The organism is Kitasatospora sp. NPDC004289 (assembly GCF_053602875.1).
Map to the genome: position 1 here is coordinate 21,060 of NZ_JBSGEL010000042.1, position 15,690 is coordinate 36,749.

Below are 15,690 nucleotides of genomic sequence, written 5' to 3' on the forward strand. Positions count from 1 at the left end.
GCTCAGGCCTCGGTGATGGTGTGGCCGGCCACGAAGTCGGCGAGGCTGGCGACCGAGCGCAGGTCGTCCTCGCCGATCTCCTCGACGTCCACCTGGATGTCGAGCGCCTCCTCGAGTTCGAGGATCAGCTCCAGGGTGCCGGCCGAGGTGAGGCCGAGGTCGTCGAACAGGCAGGCGTTCTCCGGGATCTCGGTGAGCTCGCGGCGGAGCACCCGGGGCAGCAGGGTGCCGATGCTCTCCAGCACCTGGCCGCGCAGGGCCGGATCGGGGGCAAGGGTGGTGTCGTCCATCGTGGAACATCCCATCGGGGGCAGCGCGGTGTGGTCAGCGCGGGCGGACGGTGGAGGCGCCCCTGGGGAACGGGGGCTGTCTCCCGGGGGCACGGCCGGTCAGTGCCGGACGGTCATCGCCGAGAAGGTGGCGCCGAGGCCGGAGGCCGCGATCATGTACCGGTCACCGGGACGGAGCAGGCCCCTGGTGACGGCGGTGTGAAGGTTGATGAACCCGTCTGCGGCGAAACTGTGCCCGACGGCGGGCACGTTGTCCAGCAGTACGCGCTCGATCGGGAGCTCCAACTCCCGCGAGAGGCGCCGCCAGGAGACCTGGTTGACGTTGTGCGGCAGGATCAGCGCGAGCTCGTCGAGGCCGGTCCCGGCGCGCTCCGCGGCGGTGCGGATCACCTCGGCCATGGTCTCGGGGTAGGCCCGCTGGTAGCGGGTGAGCAGCTCCGGATCCTCGGCGAAGCGGCCGTCGAACTCACCGAGTTGGCGCACGGCGTAGGACAGCACCTCGCCGGGGCCGCCGCCGGCGCGCACCAGGCAGGCGGCCGCGCCCTCGGCGAACAGCGCCGTCTCCGGGACGAGTTGGGCGTCCCGGGTGAAGGTCTTCTCGCCGGTCAGCACCAGGGCGAGCGCGTCCGGGTCCGGATCGGCGGCGAGCAGGCGCCCGGCCAGGTCGATCGCCAGCAGGCTGCCGGCGCAGGCGTGGTGGGAGAGCGAGAAGTGCTCGGCGTGGCCGAGCCCGAAGCGGTCCAGCAGGTCGGGCAGGGGGTCCAGCGGGTACGGGAGGGCCACCGGCATGCTGCGGGCGTACAGCACGTGGCGGACCAGGTGTTCCCGGCCGCGGAGTTCGGTCAGGGCGCCGAGGGCGCCGGCCAGCAGGTCGTGCAGCGTTCCGTCCGGGTCCAGGCACACCTGGTCCAGGCCGTGGAAGCGGCGGAAGAGGGAGATTTGGCGCGGGGTCAGTCCGATCCGCTGCCCGACGGCCTCGATGGGAACGGCCGAGTCGGGGAGGTGGACGGCCACTGCCTCCAGTGCGGTCACCCGGGCTAGTATTCCCACGCCCCGCGAGCCGCACAAGATGTGTCCTGACTCTTCGGCCGGAGCCCACGACCCCCCGGAGTGCTTCCTGATGGATCGTCATACCCCTGTGACCAGCAGCTTCCTGTTCGTCGTGCCGCCGCTCGCCGGCCACGTCCTGCCCACGATCGGTCTAGGCCACGAGCTGGAGCGCCGCGGCCACCGGGTGGCCTGGGCCGGTTCGGAACTGGTGCTGCGGCCGCTGCTCGGGCCGGACGCCCGGGTGCTCCGCACCGGCTCGCGGCTGTTCCGTCCGCAGGGCGGATCGGGCGAGGCGGCGCTGCGCTCGCTCTGGGACGGCTTCGTGGTCCCGTACGCCCGCTTCACCGCGAAGGCGCTGGACGCGGCGGTGCGCACCGAGCGCCCGGACGTCCTGGTCGTGGACCAGCACACCCCGGCGGGCGCCCTGACCGCGCACCGGCACCGGATCCCCTGGGCCTCGCTGGCCCCGGGGCTGATGGAGCTCGGGCGGCCGTTCCCGGAGGCGGAGCCGTGGATCGAGGAGCGGCTGCGCGAGCTGTGGCGGCGGGCCGACCTGCCCGAGGAGGCGTACGTCGACCCGCGCTTCTCGCCCGAGCTGGTCCTGGCCCTGACCAGCGAAACCCTGGCCGGCGGAGCCCTCGCCGGCGAAGCCCCGGCAGGTGGCGCCGCGGCACGGACCGCCCTGGTCGGCCCCGTGCTCGCCGAGCGGCCGCCGGAGCCCGGCTTCCCGTGGGAGCGGCTCGACCCGACCCGCCGTCACCTGCTGGTCTCCATGGGCACGCTGGCCGACGACGTCTCGGTGGACTTCCTGCGCCGGGTGGGCGCGGCGCTGCACCTGCTGGGCCCCGAGGTGCCGGCCGTGGTGGTCGCCCCGCCGGAGCTGTGGGAGGCCTTCCCGGAGTGGGCGGTCACGGTGGAGCGCGCGCCGGTGCTCGAACTGCTGGCGCGGGGGCGGGTGTCGGCCCTGCTCGGCCACGGCGGGCTGAACACCACCGGCGAGGCGCTGGCGCACGGCGTGCCGGTGGTGCTCGCCCCGATCCGGCACGACCAGCCGCTGGTGGCCGGGCGGGTGGCGGCGGCCGGAGCCGGGCTGTGCGTCGACTTCGCGGGGGCCACCGCGCAGCTCCTGGCGCAGGCGGTCCTGACGGTGCGCCAGGAGCCGTCCTACCGCGAGGCGGCGGGGCGGCTCGGCCACGAACTTCTCGCGAAGGGCGGTGCCCGCACCGCAGTTGACCACCTGGAGCGCACGGCGTCCACCAGGCGAGATCCCGCGAACGACCTGGTCCAGACCATTGTGGCGAGCCCGGCCGACCCCCTAGGGTGACGCCCGGGGAGCCACTCCCCCGGCTGCCGCACGGGTGCTTCCGTCACCCCGGCCGCCGGTGCCCGTGGCCTGCCCCGGCACCGTACGGCTCCGACCGGACGGCCCCCTCACCCCCTGTCTGCCCACCCCTGTACGGGAGTTCTGGCTTTGATCGAGACCACGGGGCTGCGCAAGTCCTACCAGTCCCGCAAGGCCGCCGCCGTCGACGCCGTACGCGGCCTCGACCTCTCCGTGGCGGCCGGCGAGATCTACGGCTTCCTCGGGCCCAACGGCGCCGGGAAGACCACCACCCTGCGCATGCTGGCCACCCTGATCCGCCCGGACGGCGGCTCCGCCGTCATCGCCGGGGCCGACCTGCGGGCCGACCCGGCCGGCGTCCGCCGCCGGATCGGCTACGTCGCCCAGGGCGGCGGCACCGCCGACACCGTCACCGGCCGCGAGGAGCTGGTGCACCAGGCCCGGCTCTACGGCAGCTCCAAGGCCGAGGCCCTGAAGCTGGCCGAAGGGGCCGTCGAGTCCTTCGAGCTGGGCGAGTTCGCGGACCGCGCCTGCCAGACCTACTCGGGCGGCCAGCGCCGCCGGGTGGACATCGCCCTCGGCGTCATCCACCAGCCGTCGGTGCTCTTCCTGGACGAGCCCACCGTCGGCCTGGACCCGGCCAGCCGGGCCGGGGTCTGGGAGGAGATCCGGCGGCTGCGGGCCGAGGGCATGACGGTCTTCGTGACCACCCACTACCTGGACGAGGCCGACGCGCTCTGCGACCGGATCGGCATCATCGACCACGGCGGCATCGTCGCCGAGGGCACCCCGGAGGAGCTCAAGCAGGAGGTCTCCGGGGACGTGGTGGTGCTCAGCGGCCTGGACGTCGAGGACGCCGCCAAGGCGCTCGCCGACGCCCCGTACCTGCACCGCACCGAGACGCCCGCCGAGGGCGGCCTGCGCCTGTACGTCCGGGACGGCGCCACCGCCATCCCCCAGCTGCTGCCCGCCCTGGCCGAGGCCGGCCTCACCCCGGCCACCGTCCAGCTCCAGCGCCCCAGCCTGGACGACGTCTTCCTGGCCCGCACCGGCCGCTCACTCAACTGATCCCACCTGGTCCACCGCACTCCCCTGGAGCCGTTCCCCGATGAAACTCGCGCGTGACACCTGGCTGGTGTTCCAGCGTCAGGTGCTGCTGATGTGGCGCACCCCGGTCTGGCTGGTCGTCGGCATCGTCCAGCCGCTCTTCTACCTGCTGCTGTTCGCCCCGCTGCTCAAGAGCGCCCTGGGGGCCGGGAGTTACCAGGAGGCCTACCGGATCTACGTGCCGGGCCTGCTCGCCGTGCTGGTCATCTTCGGCGGCCTGTTCTCCGGCTTCAGCCTGCTCGGCGAGCTCAAGGCCGGCATCGTCGAACGCTCCCGGGTGACCCCGGTCAGCCGGCTCGCCCTGCTGCTCGGCCGGGCGCTGCGCGAGGTGGTGGCGCTGCTGGCCCAGGCGGTGGTGATCACCCTGCTGGCCCTGCCGTTCGGCCTGACCGTCGGCCTGCTGGACCTGGCGCTGGCCTACCTGTTGATGGCCATGCTGGCGCTGATGACCTCGGCGGTCTCCTTCGGCATCGCCCTGCTGGTGCGCAACGACGCCGCGCTGGCCCCGGTGGTGAACACCGCGGCGCAGCCCATCGCCCTGCTCTCCGGCGTGCTGCTCCCGCTGGCGCTGGCCCCGCAGTGGCTGCGGTCGATCGCCGAGTGGAACCCCTTCTACTGGGCCGTGGAGGGGATGCGCTCGCTCTTCGCCGGCCGGATCGGCGACGCCGTGGTCTGGCAGAGCATCACGGTGGTGGCGCCGCTGGCCGCGCTGGCGGTCTGGTGGTCGGCCAGGCTCTTCGCGGAGCGCGTGCGCTGACGGCACGGACGGCACGAGGAGGGGGTGGGAGCCAGTGGCTCCCACCCCCTCCTCGTGGTGTCTCAGGCCGCCGTCTCCGCCCGGACGAAGGCGGCCAGCCGCTCGACCCCGTCGGCGATCCGATCACCCGTCAGACTGCTGATGGAGAGCCGCAGCCGGCGCTCCCCGCCGCCGTCCGGGTAGAAGTCGGCCATCGGGGTCCAGAGCACCCCGTACCGCTCGGCACACCGCGCCACAGCCGCCGCGTCGGCCGTGAACGGGACGGTGAGCACGGTGAAGTAGCCGCCCTCCGGCTGGTTCCAGCCGACCCCGAGCCGCTCCCGCTCGGCTGCCGGGAAGTGGCGGTCGAGCTCGGCCAGCAGCCGCTCCAGGTTGGCCGCGTAGTGGGCGACCGCGTCCGCGTTGGCCTCCCGCAGCCGGAAGTCGTGGCTGATCAGCAGACCGCCGATCACCGCCTGGCTGAGCGCGGGGGTGTTCACCGTGGTCATGCTCTTGAGCTTGGCCAGTTGGTCGGCCAGCAGCGAGGTGGTGCCGTCCGCGGCGCGCACCACCTGATCGGCGATCAGGTAGCCGAGCCGGGCGCCCGGGAAGCAGGTCTTGGCGAAGGAGCCGAGGTGCACCACCCGCTGCTCGCGGTCCAGCGCCTTGAGGGTGGGCCGGCGCTCACCGGTCCGGGAGAAGAAGCCGTAGGGGTCGTCCTCCAGGATCAGCAGGTCCTCCTGCCCGGCCACCGCGAGCAGCTCCTCGCGGACGGCGGTGGGCAGGCTGGCGCCGGAGGGGTTGGCGAAGTCGGGGACGACGTAGAGCGCCCGGGGACGCCGCCCCTCGGCCCTCAGCCGCCGCGCGGTGGCGGCCAGCGCGGCCGGGTCGCCCTCCGGCACGGGGACGGTGGCCACGTCCAGCAGCCGGGCAGCGCCGGTCACACCGACGTAGCAGGGCGAGCTGACCAGCAGCACGTCCTCGGGCCCGGCGCAGAGCGCGCGCAGCACCAGCAGCATGCCCTCCTGCGCGCCGACGGTGACCACCACCGAGGCCGGATCGACCGTCAGGCCCTCGTCGTTGGCCAGGGTCCGGGCGATCAGGTCGGCCACGATGCCCTTGGTCGGGCCGTACTGGAACAGCGCGCTGCGCACCTGCTCCTCCGTCAGGCCGCGGCCACGCAGGTGGTCCAGGTACACGTCCAGGTACTTCGCCACCTGGGAGGTCTCGAAGAAGCCCTCGTAGGGACGGCCCGCAGCGAAGGAGACCGCCGACGGGTAGCGCTCCGCCACCTCGTTGAGGAAGGTCATCGCGTCCAGCAGCGGGTCGGCGAGCGAGCCGTGCAGGTCGGCCAGGGACAGGGCGCTCACGCGAACGCCTCCCGCAACCGCCGGGCCGCGTACTCCTGGGCGTCCCGCCCCGCGTCCAGCGCCCCGGCCATGGCGAAGAAGCCGTGCACCATGCCGTCGTACCGCCGGGTCTCGACCTCCACGCCGGCCGCCCGCAGGGCCTCGCCGTAGGCCTCGCCCTCGTCGCGCAGCGGGTCGTACTCGGCGGTGATCACCGTGGCGGGCGGCAGTCCTGACAGGTCGTCGGCCCGCAGCGGCGAGACCAGCGGGTCGTCGCCGTCGGCCTGGTCCGCCAGGTAGTGGCCCCAGTACCAGTCCACCGAGTGCCGGTTGAAGAGCAGCGGGTCGTCGCTCTCGCGCAGCGAGGCGGTGTCGGCCCGGCGGTCGGTGTTCGGGTAGACCAGCAGCTGGTGGCGGAGCTCCGGGCCGCCGTCGCGGCGGGCCAGCAGGGTGACGGCGGCGGCCAGGTTACCGCCCGCGCTGTCGCCGCCGACGGCGATCCGCGCGCCGTCCAGGCCGAGCTCGGCGGCGTGCGCGGCCAGCCAGACCGCGGCGGCGTGGCAGTCCCGCACGGCGGCGGGGAAGGGGTGCTCGGGGGCCCGGCGGTAGCCGACGCCGACGGTGACGCAGCCGGCCGCGTTGGCCAGCCGGCGGCAGATCGCGTCGCTGGTCTCCAGCGAGCCGAGGGTCCAGCCGCCGCCGAAGAGGTAGAGCAGGGCGGGCAGTCCGGGCGCGTCGCTCGGGCGGTAGACCCGCAGGGTGAGCGGGCCGCCGGGCCCGGGGACGGTCAGCTCGCTGACCTGGTGGACGGGCTCGGGGTCGCCGCCGGCGGCCTGGATCGCGGCCAGGTCGGCGGCCCGGGCGGTGGCCAGGTCGAGCGTGTAGAGAGGGGGGGTGCCGGCTTCGGCGCGGCGGGCCCGCAGGGCCAGGACTTGCGGGTCGAGTGGCATCGCCTCGCCCAACCTTCCTTCGGGAAAAGGGAACTGATGGGGAGTGAGCGGAGATTCGTCAACGGCTTCGCCGCTTCTCCGTCAACTCCGCCGCCGCGCCTCGACATAGATGGTCTCGTCGCTGCGGAAGGCGGTGTCGAGATCGGCGATTTCCGTGTGCAGACCCACACGGTACGAGCACAAGCGGACCGCCTCCTCGTCGAAACCCGCCTCGGTGAGCACGTAGGTCAGCTCGGCCTGGTCGTAGATCCACCGGTGGCCGTAGTAGGCGAAGATCTGGTTGATCAGGAAGGCCTTGCGCTCGGGCATCGGCGGGCCGAAGCCGAGCTTGCTCAGCCGGCGCCGGTGCCGGGTCAGGAAGCCGTCCTCCTGGACGTAGCCGACCAGGTACTTGGCCAGGTCAGGGGTGGTGATCCGGATCAGCCCGCCGGGGGCGAGCACCCGGTGGCACTCCTTCAGCCAGCCCAGCGCGACGTTCAGCGGGATGTGCTCGATGAGGTGCTCGGCGTAGATCCAGTCGACCGCGCCGTCCTCGAAGGGCAGCGGGCGGGAGACGTCGAGCTGGGTGAAGCAGCGGTCGCCGTCGACCCGGTAGAGGGTGCCGGGTTCGCTGACCGCGACGGCGCTGCGCAGCGGGGTGAGGTCACTGCCGAGGCCGTTCGGATGGTCGGTGCGGAATGCGGCGAATTCGATTCCCGTGAGACCCAGCGCCTGGAATTCCGCGCGGGTGCGCGGGATTCCCTCTGGCATCGCCTCCAGTTTCTCGCAGACCGCGACCCCGGCACTGAATTCGTCCAGGGTCACGGCGAGCGTCTCGGGATTCTCCCAGTCCCATCCGGCAAATCTGTTCACGGTGCTTCGCGCCTTTCCTGTTCTCGACATGGCGTCAGCGTGCACAAGTCAATCCGTGCACGTCCGACATGAAGGGCCGATCCGGCGGGGCCGGGGTGCCGCGGGGGCTGCCCGTTCGGCAGGCCCCACCGGGGCCCGGAAGGCAGACCTGCCGCCCCGACCCGAGGCCGTGCGGCCGGAGCCGCGCAGGCCATGGCGGTCCTACGGCGTCAGGCGGGGCCCGCAGGCCCGCCACCGCACCGCCCTCGCGGCGCGCCCGCCCGCGGGCCCGCTCCAGGCTCGGCAGCGTAGGGGCCGCAAGCGGCATTGGTATAGACCTTGACCCGGTCAATCGTCCTGTGCCAGGGTCTGGGAACGCGGAATTCCATCCGCCGAAAGTGAACCGCTGCCAATCTCTGTCGCCCCGATTCATGGAGTGGCGTTGCCCGGTTTCCCCACCGATGCGCCCCCGCATTCCGAAGCCCCGGAAGGCTGGGTCGATCACTTCCTTTTGGCCGGTCCCGGTCAAGAAGTCTGTCTCCGGTTCGAAAGGCCGGTGACCCGCTCCGCCCTGCGTGCCCTGGTGGACGCGCGGCGGGCAAGCCTCGCCGCCGCCGGGCTCACGGACGGCGGCACGGTGGCCCTGCGGCTGCCGCCCTCGCTCGGGTACGTCACCGCCCTGCTCGCCGCCTGGCAGCTGGGTGCCCAAGTAGCCCTGCTGGACCACCGGCTGACGGACCACGAGACGGCGGCGGCGCTGGAGCGCCTGGCTCCCCAGGTGCTGGTCGAGGCGGACCGGCCGCCGGCGGCGGGACTGCGCGGGTTCAGCGAGGTCGAGCCGGTCGTCACCACGCGACCGGACGGCCTGCCCGCGCGGTCACCGCACGCGCTGGTCCAGTTGAGCTCCGGCTCGACCGGGCCCTCCAAGGTGATCGCCCGGACCGCCGGCGACCTGCTGCGCGAACTCGCCGTCTACCGCGCGCTGCCGGGCTTCCCGGCCGCGGGCGGCCGCACCGTGCTGCTCTCCTCCGTGGTCCACGTGCTGGGCCTGGTCGGAGGGCTGCTGCACGCCCTGCACGCCCGGGTCCAACTCACCGTCCCCGAGCGGATGACAGCGGCCGGCATCCTGGCCGCCGTCGCGGAGGAGGACCTGCCGACCACCGTGATCGGCGTCCCGTTCCACGCCGAGCTGCTGGCCGGAGTGCGCGCACCCCGGCCGCTGCCGCACCTGACCGCGATCGTGGTCGCGGGCGAGCTGACCCGGCCCGGAGTGGCCGGGGCGGTCCGCGCCCGGTACGGCGTACCGCTCGGCACCATGTACGGGATGACCGAACTCGGCGTCATCGCCACCGACCTGGACGGCACCCTGGCGCCCGCCGTCCGCCCGGTCCCCGGACTGGAGCTGCGCACCGAGGGCGGCGAGCTGCACATCCGCCGCCCCGACTCCCCCTATCTCGGGCTCACCGATCCGAGCCGCTGGTCCGACGGCTGGCTGCACACCCGGGACGCCGCGGCGTACGACACGACGAGCGGCCTGCTCACCGTGCACGGCCGCCGCGACTCCCAGGTCTCGATCGGCGGGCTCAAGGTCGACCTCACCGAGGTCGAGCACACGCTGGCCGCACTGCCCGAAGTCCGGGAGGCGGTCGTGGTGTTCGAGCACGGCGCGGTCGAGGCCTACCTGGTCCCCTCCGAGGGGGCCGGGGCCGAACAGATCCGCGCGGGCCTGGAGCAGAGGCTCGCCGGATACAAGCGCCCGCGCAGGCTGGCGCTGCTGCCGGCCCTTCCCCGCACCGCCACCGGCAAGCTGCTGCGCGACCCCGCGGGGCTGCGCGCCGCCGCCGCAGCGCTCTGACCCCGTCACCGCCCTTCCCGCCGAGGCTGGGCAGTGGCTGGGCAGCGCCTGGGCACTTCCTGTGAGTTCTCCCCGTCTGCGAATCCCCCCGTCCCTCCGACCCGTTACGGAGCCCCCCGATGCAGGACACCATCCGCGAGTTCGTGCTCGCCACCCTCACCGCGATGAACTACGACGTCTCCGAGGTCACCGGCGACACCGACCTGGGCCCGGCCGGCCTGGACCTGGAGTCCCTCGCGCTGGCCGACCTGGCCGTCCAGGTCGAGGAGGAGTACGGCGTCCGCTTCGAGCTGGACGACATGGAGGGCACCGCGCTGATGACCCTCGACGAGTTCACCGCCGACGTGGCCAAGCGCCTCGCCACCGCCGGCACCCCGGCGTGAGTGCCGCGCCGCCGCCCGGCCGGGCGGAGGTGCTGGCCGTGCTGGCGGAGTTCGGCCGGCGCGCCCCCGAGGCGGTGGAGGAGGAGCTCGGCTCGCTCGAACTCACGTGGTTGCTCGCCGAGTTCGAGCAGCGCCACGGTGAGCTGAGCTACTCCGACGAGGCACTGGACCAGGTCCGCACGGTGACCGACGCGGTGGAGCTGCTGCGGACGGCCGTCGTACCGGCGACGGGCGCGTGACCGTGACCACCACCGACGTGGCGGTCACCGGCATCGGTGTCCGCTCCGCCTTCGGGTCCGGTCTCGACCCGCTGGTCGCCGCCGCCACCCGGGGCCTGCCGGCCTTCGGACCGGTCGGCCGCTTCGACGTGACGCACCGCCAGGCCCGCCGGGCCGCGCTGGCGCCGGGAACCCCCGTCCTCGGCGAAGCGCTCCCGGCCGTCCTGCACGAGGCCGTCACCCAGGCGGGCGTCCACCCCGACGAGGCCGGCCCGCTGCTGCTGGCCCGCCACGGCGACCCCGTGACGGCCGAGGCCTGCCGGCCGGTGCACGAGCGCTGGGGCGACGGCCGGGTCTACACCGGGGCCTGCACGGCCGCCGGCTCGGCGGTGGCGGACGCCGCCGCACTGATCTCCTCCGGCCGGGCCGAACGGGTCCTGGTCGCGGCCGGGTACCTGGTCGAGCCGGACACCTTCGCGGTCTTCGACGCCGGCCGGGCCCTGGCCCGCGACGGCGTGGCGCGGCCGTTCAGCGCCGGGCGCAGCGGACTGCTGCTCGGCGACGGCGTGGTCGCGGTGGTGCTGGAGTCGGCCGCCGCGGCGGAGCACCGCGGCGCCGAGGTGCTGGCCCGGATCGCGGGCTGGGGCCGGGCGGGCGACGCGTACCACGTCTGCCGTCCGGCGCCGGACGGTTCGGGCCTGGCCCGGGCCGTGCGGTCCGCGCTGGACCGGGCCGGGCTGACGCCCGACCAGGTCGGCTACGTCAACGCCAACGCCACCGGCTCGCCGCTGGCGGACCAGGCCGAGGCCCGGGCGCTGGAGAGCGTCTTCGGCAGCGGCGGGCCGCCCGTCAGCTCCAGCAAGTCGGTGCACGGCCACGCGCTGGAGGCCTCCGCGCTGCTCGAACTCGCCGTCACCATCGGCGCGTTGCGGGCAGGGGTGCTCCCGGTCAACGCGGGTCTGCTCGGGCCCGACCCGGAGTGCGCGCTGGACCTGGTCACCGAGGACGCCCCGCGGGCGGCGCCCGCCCACGCGCTCACCCTCAACTCCGCCTTCGGCGGCGCCAACACCGCACTCCTGGTGGCCGCCGCGTGAAGCAGCTCGCCGAGGGGCGCTGGCCCGAGCCGCAGGACGAGGCACTCCCCCGTCTGCCCGGCTTCGCCGACTCCCCGTTCAACCCCCTGGTGGTGGCCGCCGCCGACCGCTGCCTCCAGCAGCACCGAGCGGCACCCCGGACCGCCCTGCTCCTCGTCAGCCACAGCGGGGACCTGGGCACCGCCGAGGCGATCGCCCGCGCGGCGGAGGGAGAGCGACGGGTACCCCCGCTGCTCTTCTTCCAGTCCAACCCCAACGCGGTGCTCGGCCACCTGGCCGCCCGCTGGGGCCTCACCGGTCCGGTGCTGGCGGTCAGCCCGCCGAACGCCACGCCCGGTGAAGTACCGCAGGACGCCTACGAGTTGGCCGACCTGCTGCTGCTCGACGGCGACGCCGACGAAGTCCTGGTGATCGCCGCCGAACAGGCGCACCCGAGCGACCCCGGCCGCGCGGTGGCCGTCCTGCTCGCCCCCTGACCCACCTCCCGACCCCCATCCGACGCCGCCCGAGCGGGCGGCGCCGCGCCCCGTGCTCTCCCCGTGCGCCCCGGTGCGGCCTCCAGAAGGGAACCCCTACCCGTGAGCATTCGCAGCATCCGTGCCCGGCTGGCCGCCGATCCGGCCCTCGGCGCCGGGAACGTGCTCACCACCCGGATCGCCCTCGGCGAGGGTCTCGACGAGCCGCTGCTCACCTTCGACACCCCGGTGGACGACCACGCCGCCTGGCAGCCCTTCACCCTGCGCGAGCTGGACCTGGCGGTCCGCTCCCGGGCCGCCGCCCTGCACGAGCTGGGGATCGGCCGCCGCGACCCGGTGGTGGTCTGGTCGACCGCCGCCGCCGACCACGTGCTGACCTTCCTGGCCGCCGCCCGCCTCGGCGCCATCCCGGCCCTGCTCAACCCCAACCTGGACGGCGAGAAGGCCGCGCTCTACATCCACCGCCTGCGCGCCTCCGGCATCCTGACCGACGCCGAGCACCGCGAGCGGCTGGCCGGCTACGACCCGGGCGCCCCGCTGCTGCCGGACGTGGCCACCCTGGGCCTGGGCGACCCGGCCAAGGCGCCCGAGCCGTACCGGCACTGGGGCGGCGACCCGGTGGCCATCACCCACTCCTCCGGCACCACCGGCCTGCCCAAGGCCGTGGTCCACTCGCACGACAGCCTCTACGCGGCGATCCGCTACCGGCTCGCGCTGCCCCGCCCGCAGGGCTCCGAGCGGATGCTCTCCGCGCTGCCCGCCCCGCACGCGGCCACCCTGATCATCTCCAACCTGGTGATGAGCCAGCACGCCCAGCTCGCGGTGCTCTCCAGCCAGACCGGCGCCGGGGTGCTGGACGCCATCGAGCGCTGGCAGCCGGGCGGCGTGATCGGCTTCGCCGCCACCTGGGCCGACCTGGCCCGGCACGACCTGAGCGAGCGTCAGCTCCAGTCGGTGGCGCTGTGGTGGAACACCGGCGACTGCGCGCACGAGGCGCACATCCGCCGCCTGATCGCGGTCGGCTCGCGCGAGTCGGTCTCCCGCGAGGGCCGCGTCCGCACCCCCGGCTCGGTCTTCGTGGACGGCCTGGGCTCCACCGAGATGGGCCACTCGCACTTCTTCATCAGCCACAGCCAGGGCAGCGACCGCTACGGCCGCTGCGTCGGCCGCCCGCACGCCTTCGTGGACTGCGCGGTGCTGGCCCCCGACGGCTCCGAGCTCGGCCCGCACGAGATCGGCGAGCTGGGCACCAAGTCCCCCACCCTGGCGCTCGGTTACTGGAACGACTCGGTCACCACCTACCGCACCCGGGTGCGCGGCTACTTCCTCACCGGCGACCTGATGTACCGGGACGAGGAGGGCTACTACTACCACGTGGACCGCGCGGTGGACTCGGTCGACCTCGGCAACGGCCACCGGCTGCTCACCGCGATGAGCGAGGAGCGGGTGCTGGCGGCCTGCCCGGACGTGCTGGACTGCACCGTGGTCGCGGTCCGCGAGAACGGCGCCGTGGTCACCGACGTGCTGCTCCAGCTCGCCCCGCAGGCCGACCAACTGGCCGACCGCAGCAAGGAGGTGACGGCCGCGCTGGACGAGTGGACGGCCGCCACCGTGCGTCGGGTGCTGGTGGTGCCGGACGAGCGCATCCCGCTCGGCCCGACCGGCAAGGTCCGCAAGATCCTGCTGCGCGAGCGGCACCTCGCCGAGTCCGAGGCCGCTGAGTCCGAGGCCGCCGCGCTCGCCGGGAACCCCGAGTGAGCGCGCCGGTCAGCGCCGTCGTCACCGGCCTCGGCCTGGTCACCCCGCTCGGCCGCAAGGTGGAGGAGGTGTTCGAGGCGCTCACCTCCGGCCGCTCGGGCATCACCGCCGTCCCCGACGGCCACGCCGCGCACGGCTGGCTGCCGTTCGCCGGGATCGCCCCGCACGTCGACGGCACCGAGGTGCTGCCGCCCACCGAGACCCGCTGCGTGGACCGCTTCGTCCTGCTGGCCCTGGCCGCCGCCGATGACGCCCTCGCCGAGGCCGGGCTGGTGGTCGGCCGCGACGTGGAGCCGGACCGGATCGCCGTGGTGATCGGTACCGGCGGCGGCGGTCTGGAGACCTTCGAGCAGCAGTCGCACCGCCGGCTGGAGCGCGGCCGGCCGGCCGTCAGCCCGTACCTGCTGCCGGGCATGCTGTCCAACATGGCGGCCGCCCGGATCGCCATCAAGTACGGGATGCGCGGCTACAGTTCGGCTCCCGTCACGGCCTGCGCGGCCGGTGCCCAGGCGATCGCCGAGGGCCTGCGGCTGATCCGGGCCGGCGAGGCCGACGTGGTGGTCTGCGGCGGCACCGAGTCCTCGCTGCACCCGACCATCGCCGCCGCCTTCACCAACGCCCGTGCCCTGGCCCAGGGTTGGGAGGACCCGGCGCAGGCCAGCCGCCCGTTCGACCGGCGCCGCAACGGCTTCGTGCTGGGCGAGGGCGCCGGGGTGCTGGTGCTGGAGCGGGCCGAGCACGCGGCCGCCCGGGGCGCCACCGTCCGGGCCGAGCTGCTCGGCTGGGGCGGCAGCACCGACGCCCACCACCCGACCATGCCCCGCCCGGACGGCGCCGGGGCGGCCGACTCCATGCGGGCCGCGCTGCGCAGCGCCGGCCTGGCCCCGTCCGACATCGGCTACGTGAACGCCCACGGCACCGGCACCAAGCTCGGCGACACGGCCGAATCCTCGGCGCTGAACGCCGTGTTCGGCGAGGACGGGCCCGCCGTCAGCTCCACCAAGGGCGCCACCGGCCACCTGCTGGGCGCGGCCGGGGCGGTGGAGGCGATCGTCTCGGTGCTCGCCGTGCAGCGCGGCCAGCTCCCGCCCACCGTCAACCTGGAGGACCCGGACCCGGCCTGCGCGCTGGACCACGTCCGGCAGGCGCGCCACACCCCGGTGCGGGCCGCGCTCTCCAACTCCTTCGCCTTCGGCGGGCACAACCTCAGCCTGATCTTCGGCCAGCCGTCCACCACCGGCGGGCCTCACCAGCCTGGAGAGATCCGTTGACCGTCCAGAGCATCGCCCACGTCGAGTTCCACTGCGCGGACGCCGACCGCTTCGCCGCCGACCTGGCCACCGCCTTCGACTTCACCGTCACCCCGGCCCCGGCCGAGCCGGGGGTGCGCCGGATCTGGCTGACCCAGGGCACCATCCGCTTCCTGCTGGCCTCGGCCGAGCAGCCGGACCACCCGATCGCCCGCTACGTGGAGCGGCACGGCGACGGGGTCGCGGTCTTCGCCCTGGCCTGCGCCGACCCGGCCGCCGCGCTGGATCGGGCGCTGCGCGGCGGGGCCCGTCCGCTCGCCCCCGGGCTGGTCGCGGGCTTCGGTGACGTGGCCCTGCGCTTCGTCCCGGAGAGCGACCAACCGGCCGACGAGCACGGGCTGCTGGGCTTCCTGGACCACGCGGCGCTCTGCGTGCCGGCCGGCGAGCTGGGCGCGGCGGTGCGGTTCTGCGAGGAGGCGCTGGGCTTCCGCCGGATCTACGAGGAGTACATCGAGGTCGGCCGCCAGGCGATGGACTCCAGCGTGGTGCAGAGCCCCTCGGGCCGGGTGACCTTCACCCTGATCGAGCCGGACGCGGCCCGCGAGCCCGGCCAGATCGACACCTTCCTGCGCAACCACGAGGGCGCGGGCGTCCAGCACCTGGCCTTCCACACCGCCGACATCGCCACCGCGGTCCGGGAGTTCACCGCGCGCGGGGTCAACTTCCTGTCCACCCCGGACGCCTACTACGAGCTGCTGCCGTCCCGGGTCGGCCCGACCAGCGTGCCGGTGGAGACGCTGCGCGAGCTGGCGGTGCTGGTGGACCAGGACCACGGCGGCCAGCTGTACCAGATCTTCACCCGCTCGGTGCACGAGCGGCGCACCTTCTTCCTGGAGCTGATCGAGCGTCAGGGGGCGGAGACCTTCGGCTCCGCCAACATCAAGGCCCTCTACGAGGCCGTCGAACGCCAGCACGCCACCACCGCGGCCAACTGAGAGGAG

Annotated in this window: 16 protein-coding genes; 11 read left to right on the top strand and 5 right to left on the bottom strand. The window is 74.3% G+C overall.

Annotation, left to right across the window (positions count from 1 at the left end; translation table 11 throughout):
* Positions 1 to 2 precede the first annotated feature (2 nt).
* Both ACWEPF_RS25820 and ACWEPF_RS25825 read right to left on the bottom strand, forming a co-directional pair.
* On the bottom strand, positions 3 to 290 hold the full coding sequence (locus ACWEPF_RS25820; RefSeq protein WP_345284502.1) for a phosphopantetheine-binding protein: 288 nt from the start codon (positions 288 to 290) through the stop codon (positions 3 to 5).
* 99 nt (positions 291 to 389) lie between these two features.
* Entirely contained in the window at positions 390 to 1,322 is a 933-nt protein-coding gene (locus ACWEPF_RS25825) for a 3-oxoacyl-[acyl-carrier-protein] synthase III C-terminal domain-containing protein (RefSeq protein ID WP_345284500.1), read from the bottom strand.
* A gap of 106 nt (positions 1,323 to 1,428) precedes the next feature.
* Between ACWEPF_RS25825 and ACWEPF_RS25830 the strand changes: the two genes are divergently transcribed.
* The 3 genes from ACWEPF_RS25830 (at position 1,429) to ACWEPF_RS25840 (ending at position 4,546) form a co-directional block, all read left to right on the top strand.
* Positions 1,429 to 2,664, top strand: a complete 1,236-nt coding sequence (locus tag ACWEPF_RS25830; RefSeq protein ID WP_452174380.1) for a glycosyltransferase — start codon at positions 1,429 to 1,431, stop codon at positions 2,662 to 2,664.
* Between the two features lie 147 nt (positions 2,665 to 2,811).
* Positions 2,812 to 3,750 (top strand): ATP-binding cassette domain-containing protein, encoded by a 939-nt coding sequence (locus tag ACWEPF_RS25835; RefSeq protein WP_452174381.1) that lies wholly within the window; start codon positions 2,812 to 2,814, stop codon positions 3,748 to 3,750.
* Between the two features lie 40 nt (positions 3,751 to 3,790).
* Entirely contained in the window at positions 3,791 to 4,546 is a 756-nt protein-coding gene (locus ACWEPF_RS25840) for an ABC transporter permease (RefSeq protein ID WP_380150019.1), read from the top strand.
* A 62-nt stretch (positions 4,547 to 4,608) separates the two neighbouring features.
* Here ACWEPF_RS25840 and ACWEPF_RS25845 read toward each other — a convergent pair whose 3' ends face one another.
* The 3 genes from ACWEPF_RS25845 to ACWEPF_RS25855 all read right to left on the bottom strand — a co-directional run bounded on the left by ACWEPF_RS25845 (position 4,609) and on the right by ACWEPF_RS25855 (position 7,721).
* Entirely contained in the window at positions 4,609 to 5,895 is a 1,287-nt protein-coding gene (locus ACWEPF_RS25845) for an aminotransferase-like domain-containing protein (protein ID WP_452174382.1), read from the bottom strand.
* Positions 5,892 to 6,824, bottom strand: a complete 933-nt coding sequence (locus ACWEPF_RS25850; RefSeq protein ID WP_452174383.1) for an alpha/beta hydrolase — start codon at positions 6,822 to 6,824, stop codon at positions 5,892 to 5,894. Before ACWEPF_RS25850 ends, ACWEPF_RS25845 begins: the two co-directional genes overlap by 4 nt.
* Before the next feature lie 81 nt (positions 6,825 to 6,905).
* Positions 6,906 to 7,721 (bottom strand): class I SAM-dependent methyltransferase, encoded by an 816-nt coding sequence (locus ACWEPF_RS25855; RefSeq protein ID WP_345279880.1) that lies wholly within the window; start codon positions 7,719 to 7,721, stop codon positions 6,906 to 6,908.
* A 370-nt stretch (positions 7,722 to 8,091) separates the two neighbouring features.
* Between ACWEPF_RS25855 and ACWEPF_RS25860 the strand changes: the two genes are divergently transcribed.
* The 8 genes from ACWEPF_RS25860 to hppD all read left to right on the top strand — a co-directional run bounded on the left by ACWEPF_RS25860 (position 8,092) and on the right by hppD (position 15,684).
* Entirely contained in the window at positions 8,092 to 9,510 is a 1,419-nt protein-coding gene (locus ACWEPF_RS25860) for a class I adenylate-forming enzyme family protein (protein ID WP_452174384.1), read from the top strand.
* 119 nt (positions 9,511 to 9,629) lie between these two features.
* Positions 9,630 to 9,893: an acyl carrier protein gene (locus tag ACWEPF_RS25865; protein ID WP_345279884.1), complete on the top strand. Its 264-nt coding sequence runs from the start codon at positions 9,630 to 9,632 to the stop codon at positions 9,891 to 9,893.
* Positions 9,890 to 10,132, top strand: a complete 243-nt coding sequence (locus ACWEPF_RS25870) for an acyl carrier protein (protein WP_345279886.1) — start codon at positions 9,890 to 9,892, stop codon at positions 10,130 to 10,132. Before ACWEPF_RS25865 ends, ACWEPF_RS25870 begins: the two co-directional genes overlap by 4 nt.
* Before the next feature lie 2 nt (positions 10,133 to 10,134).
* Positions 10,135 to 11,205, top strand: a complete 1,071-nt coding sequence (locus tag ACWEPF_RS25875) for a beta-ketoacyl-[acyl-carrier-protein] synthase family protein (protein WP_452174385.1) — start codon at positions 10,135 to 10,137, stop codon at positions 11,203 to 11,205.
* Entirely contained in the window at positions 11,202 to 11,681 is a 480-nt protein-coding gene (locus tag ACWEPF_RS25880) for a beta-ketoacyl synthase chain length factor (protein ID WP_452174386.1), read from the top strand. The genes ACWEPF_RS25875 and ACWEPF_RS25880 overlap by 4 nt, the downstream gene beginning before the upstream one ends.
* Positions 11,682 to 11,783: 102 nt before the next feature.
* Positions 11,784 to 13,439 (top strand): class I adenylate-forming enzyme family protein, encoded by a 1,656-nt coding sequence (locus ACWEPF_RS25885; protein WP_452174387.1) that lies wholly within the window; start codon positions 11,784 to 11,786, stop codon positions 13,437 to 13,439.
* Entirely contained in the window at positions 13,436 to 14,710 is a 1,275-nt protein-coding gene (locus ACWEPF_RS25890) for a beta-ketoacyl-[acyl-carrier-protein] synthase family protein (protein ID WP_452174388.1), read from the top strand. Before ACWEPF_RS25885 ends, ACWEPF_RS25890 begins: the two co-directional genes overlap by 4 nt.
* Positions 14,707 to 15,684, top strand: coding sequence for a 4-hydroxyphenylpyruvate dioxygenase (gene hppD / locus ACWEPF_RS25895; RefSeq protein WP_452174389.1), 978 nt, complete (start codon positions 14,707 to 14,709; stop codon positions 15,682 to 15,684). The genes ACWEPF_RS25890 and hppD overlap by 4 nt, the downstream gene beginning before the upstream one ends.
* The last annotated feature ends 6 nt before the right edge of the window (positions 15,685 to 15,690 follow it).

Bases quoted from the DNA above. Each gene is read 5' to 3' on its own strand.
- ACWEPF_RS25820 (WP_345284502.1), bottom strand. From the start codon at position 290: ATGGACGACACCACCCTTGCCCCCGATCCGGCCCTGCGCGGCCAGGTG.
- ACWEPF_RS25840 (WP_380150019.1), top strand. From the start codon at position 3,791: ATGAAACTCGCGCGTGACACCTGGCTGGTGTTCCAGCGTCAGGTGCTG.
- ACWEPF_RS25865 (WP_345279884.1), top strand. From the start codon at position 9,630: ATGCAGGACACCATCCGCGAGTTCGTGCTCGCCACCCTCACCGCGATG.
- ACWEPF_RS25850 (WP_452174383.1), bottom strand. From the start codon at position 6,824: ATGCCACTCGACCCGCAAGTCCTGGCCCTGCGGGCCCGCCGCGCCGAA.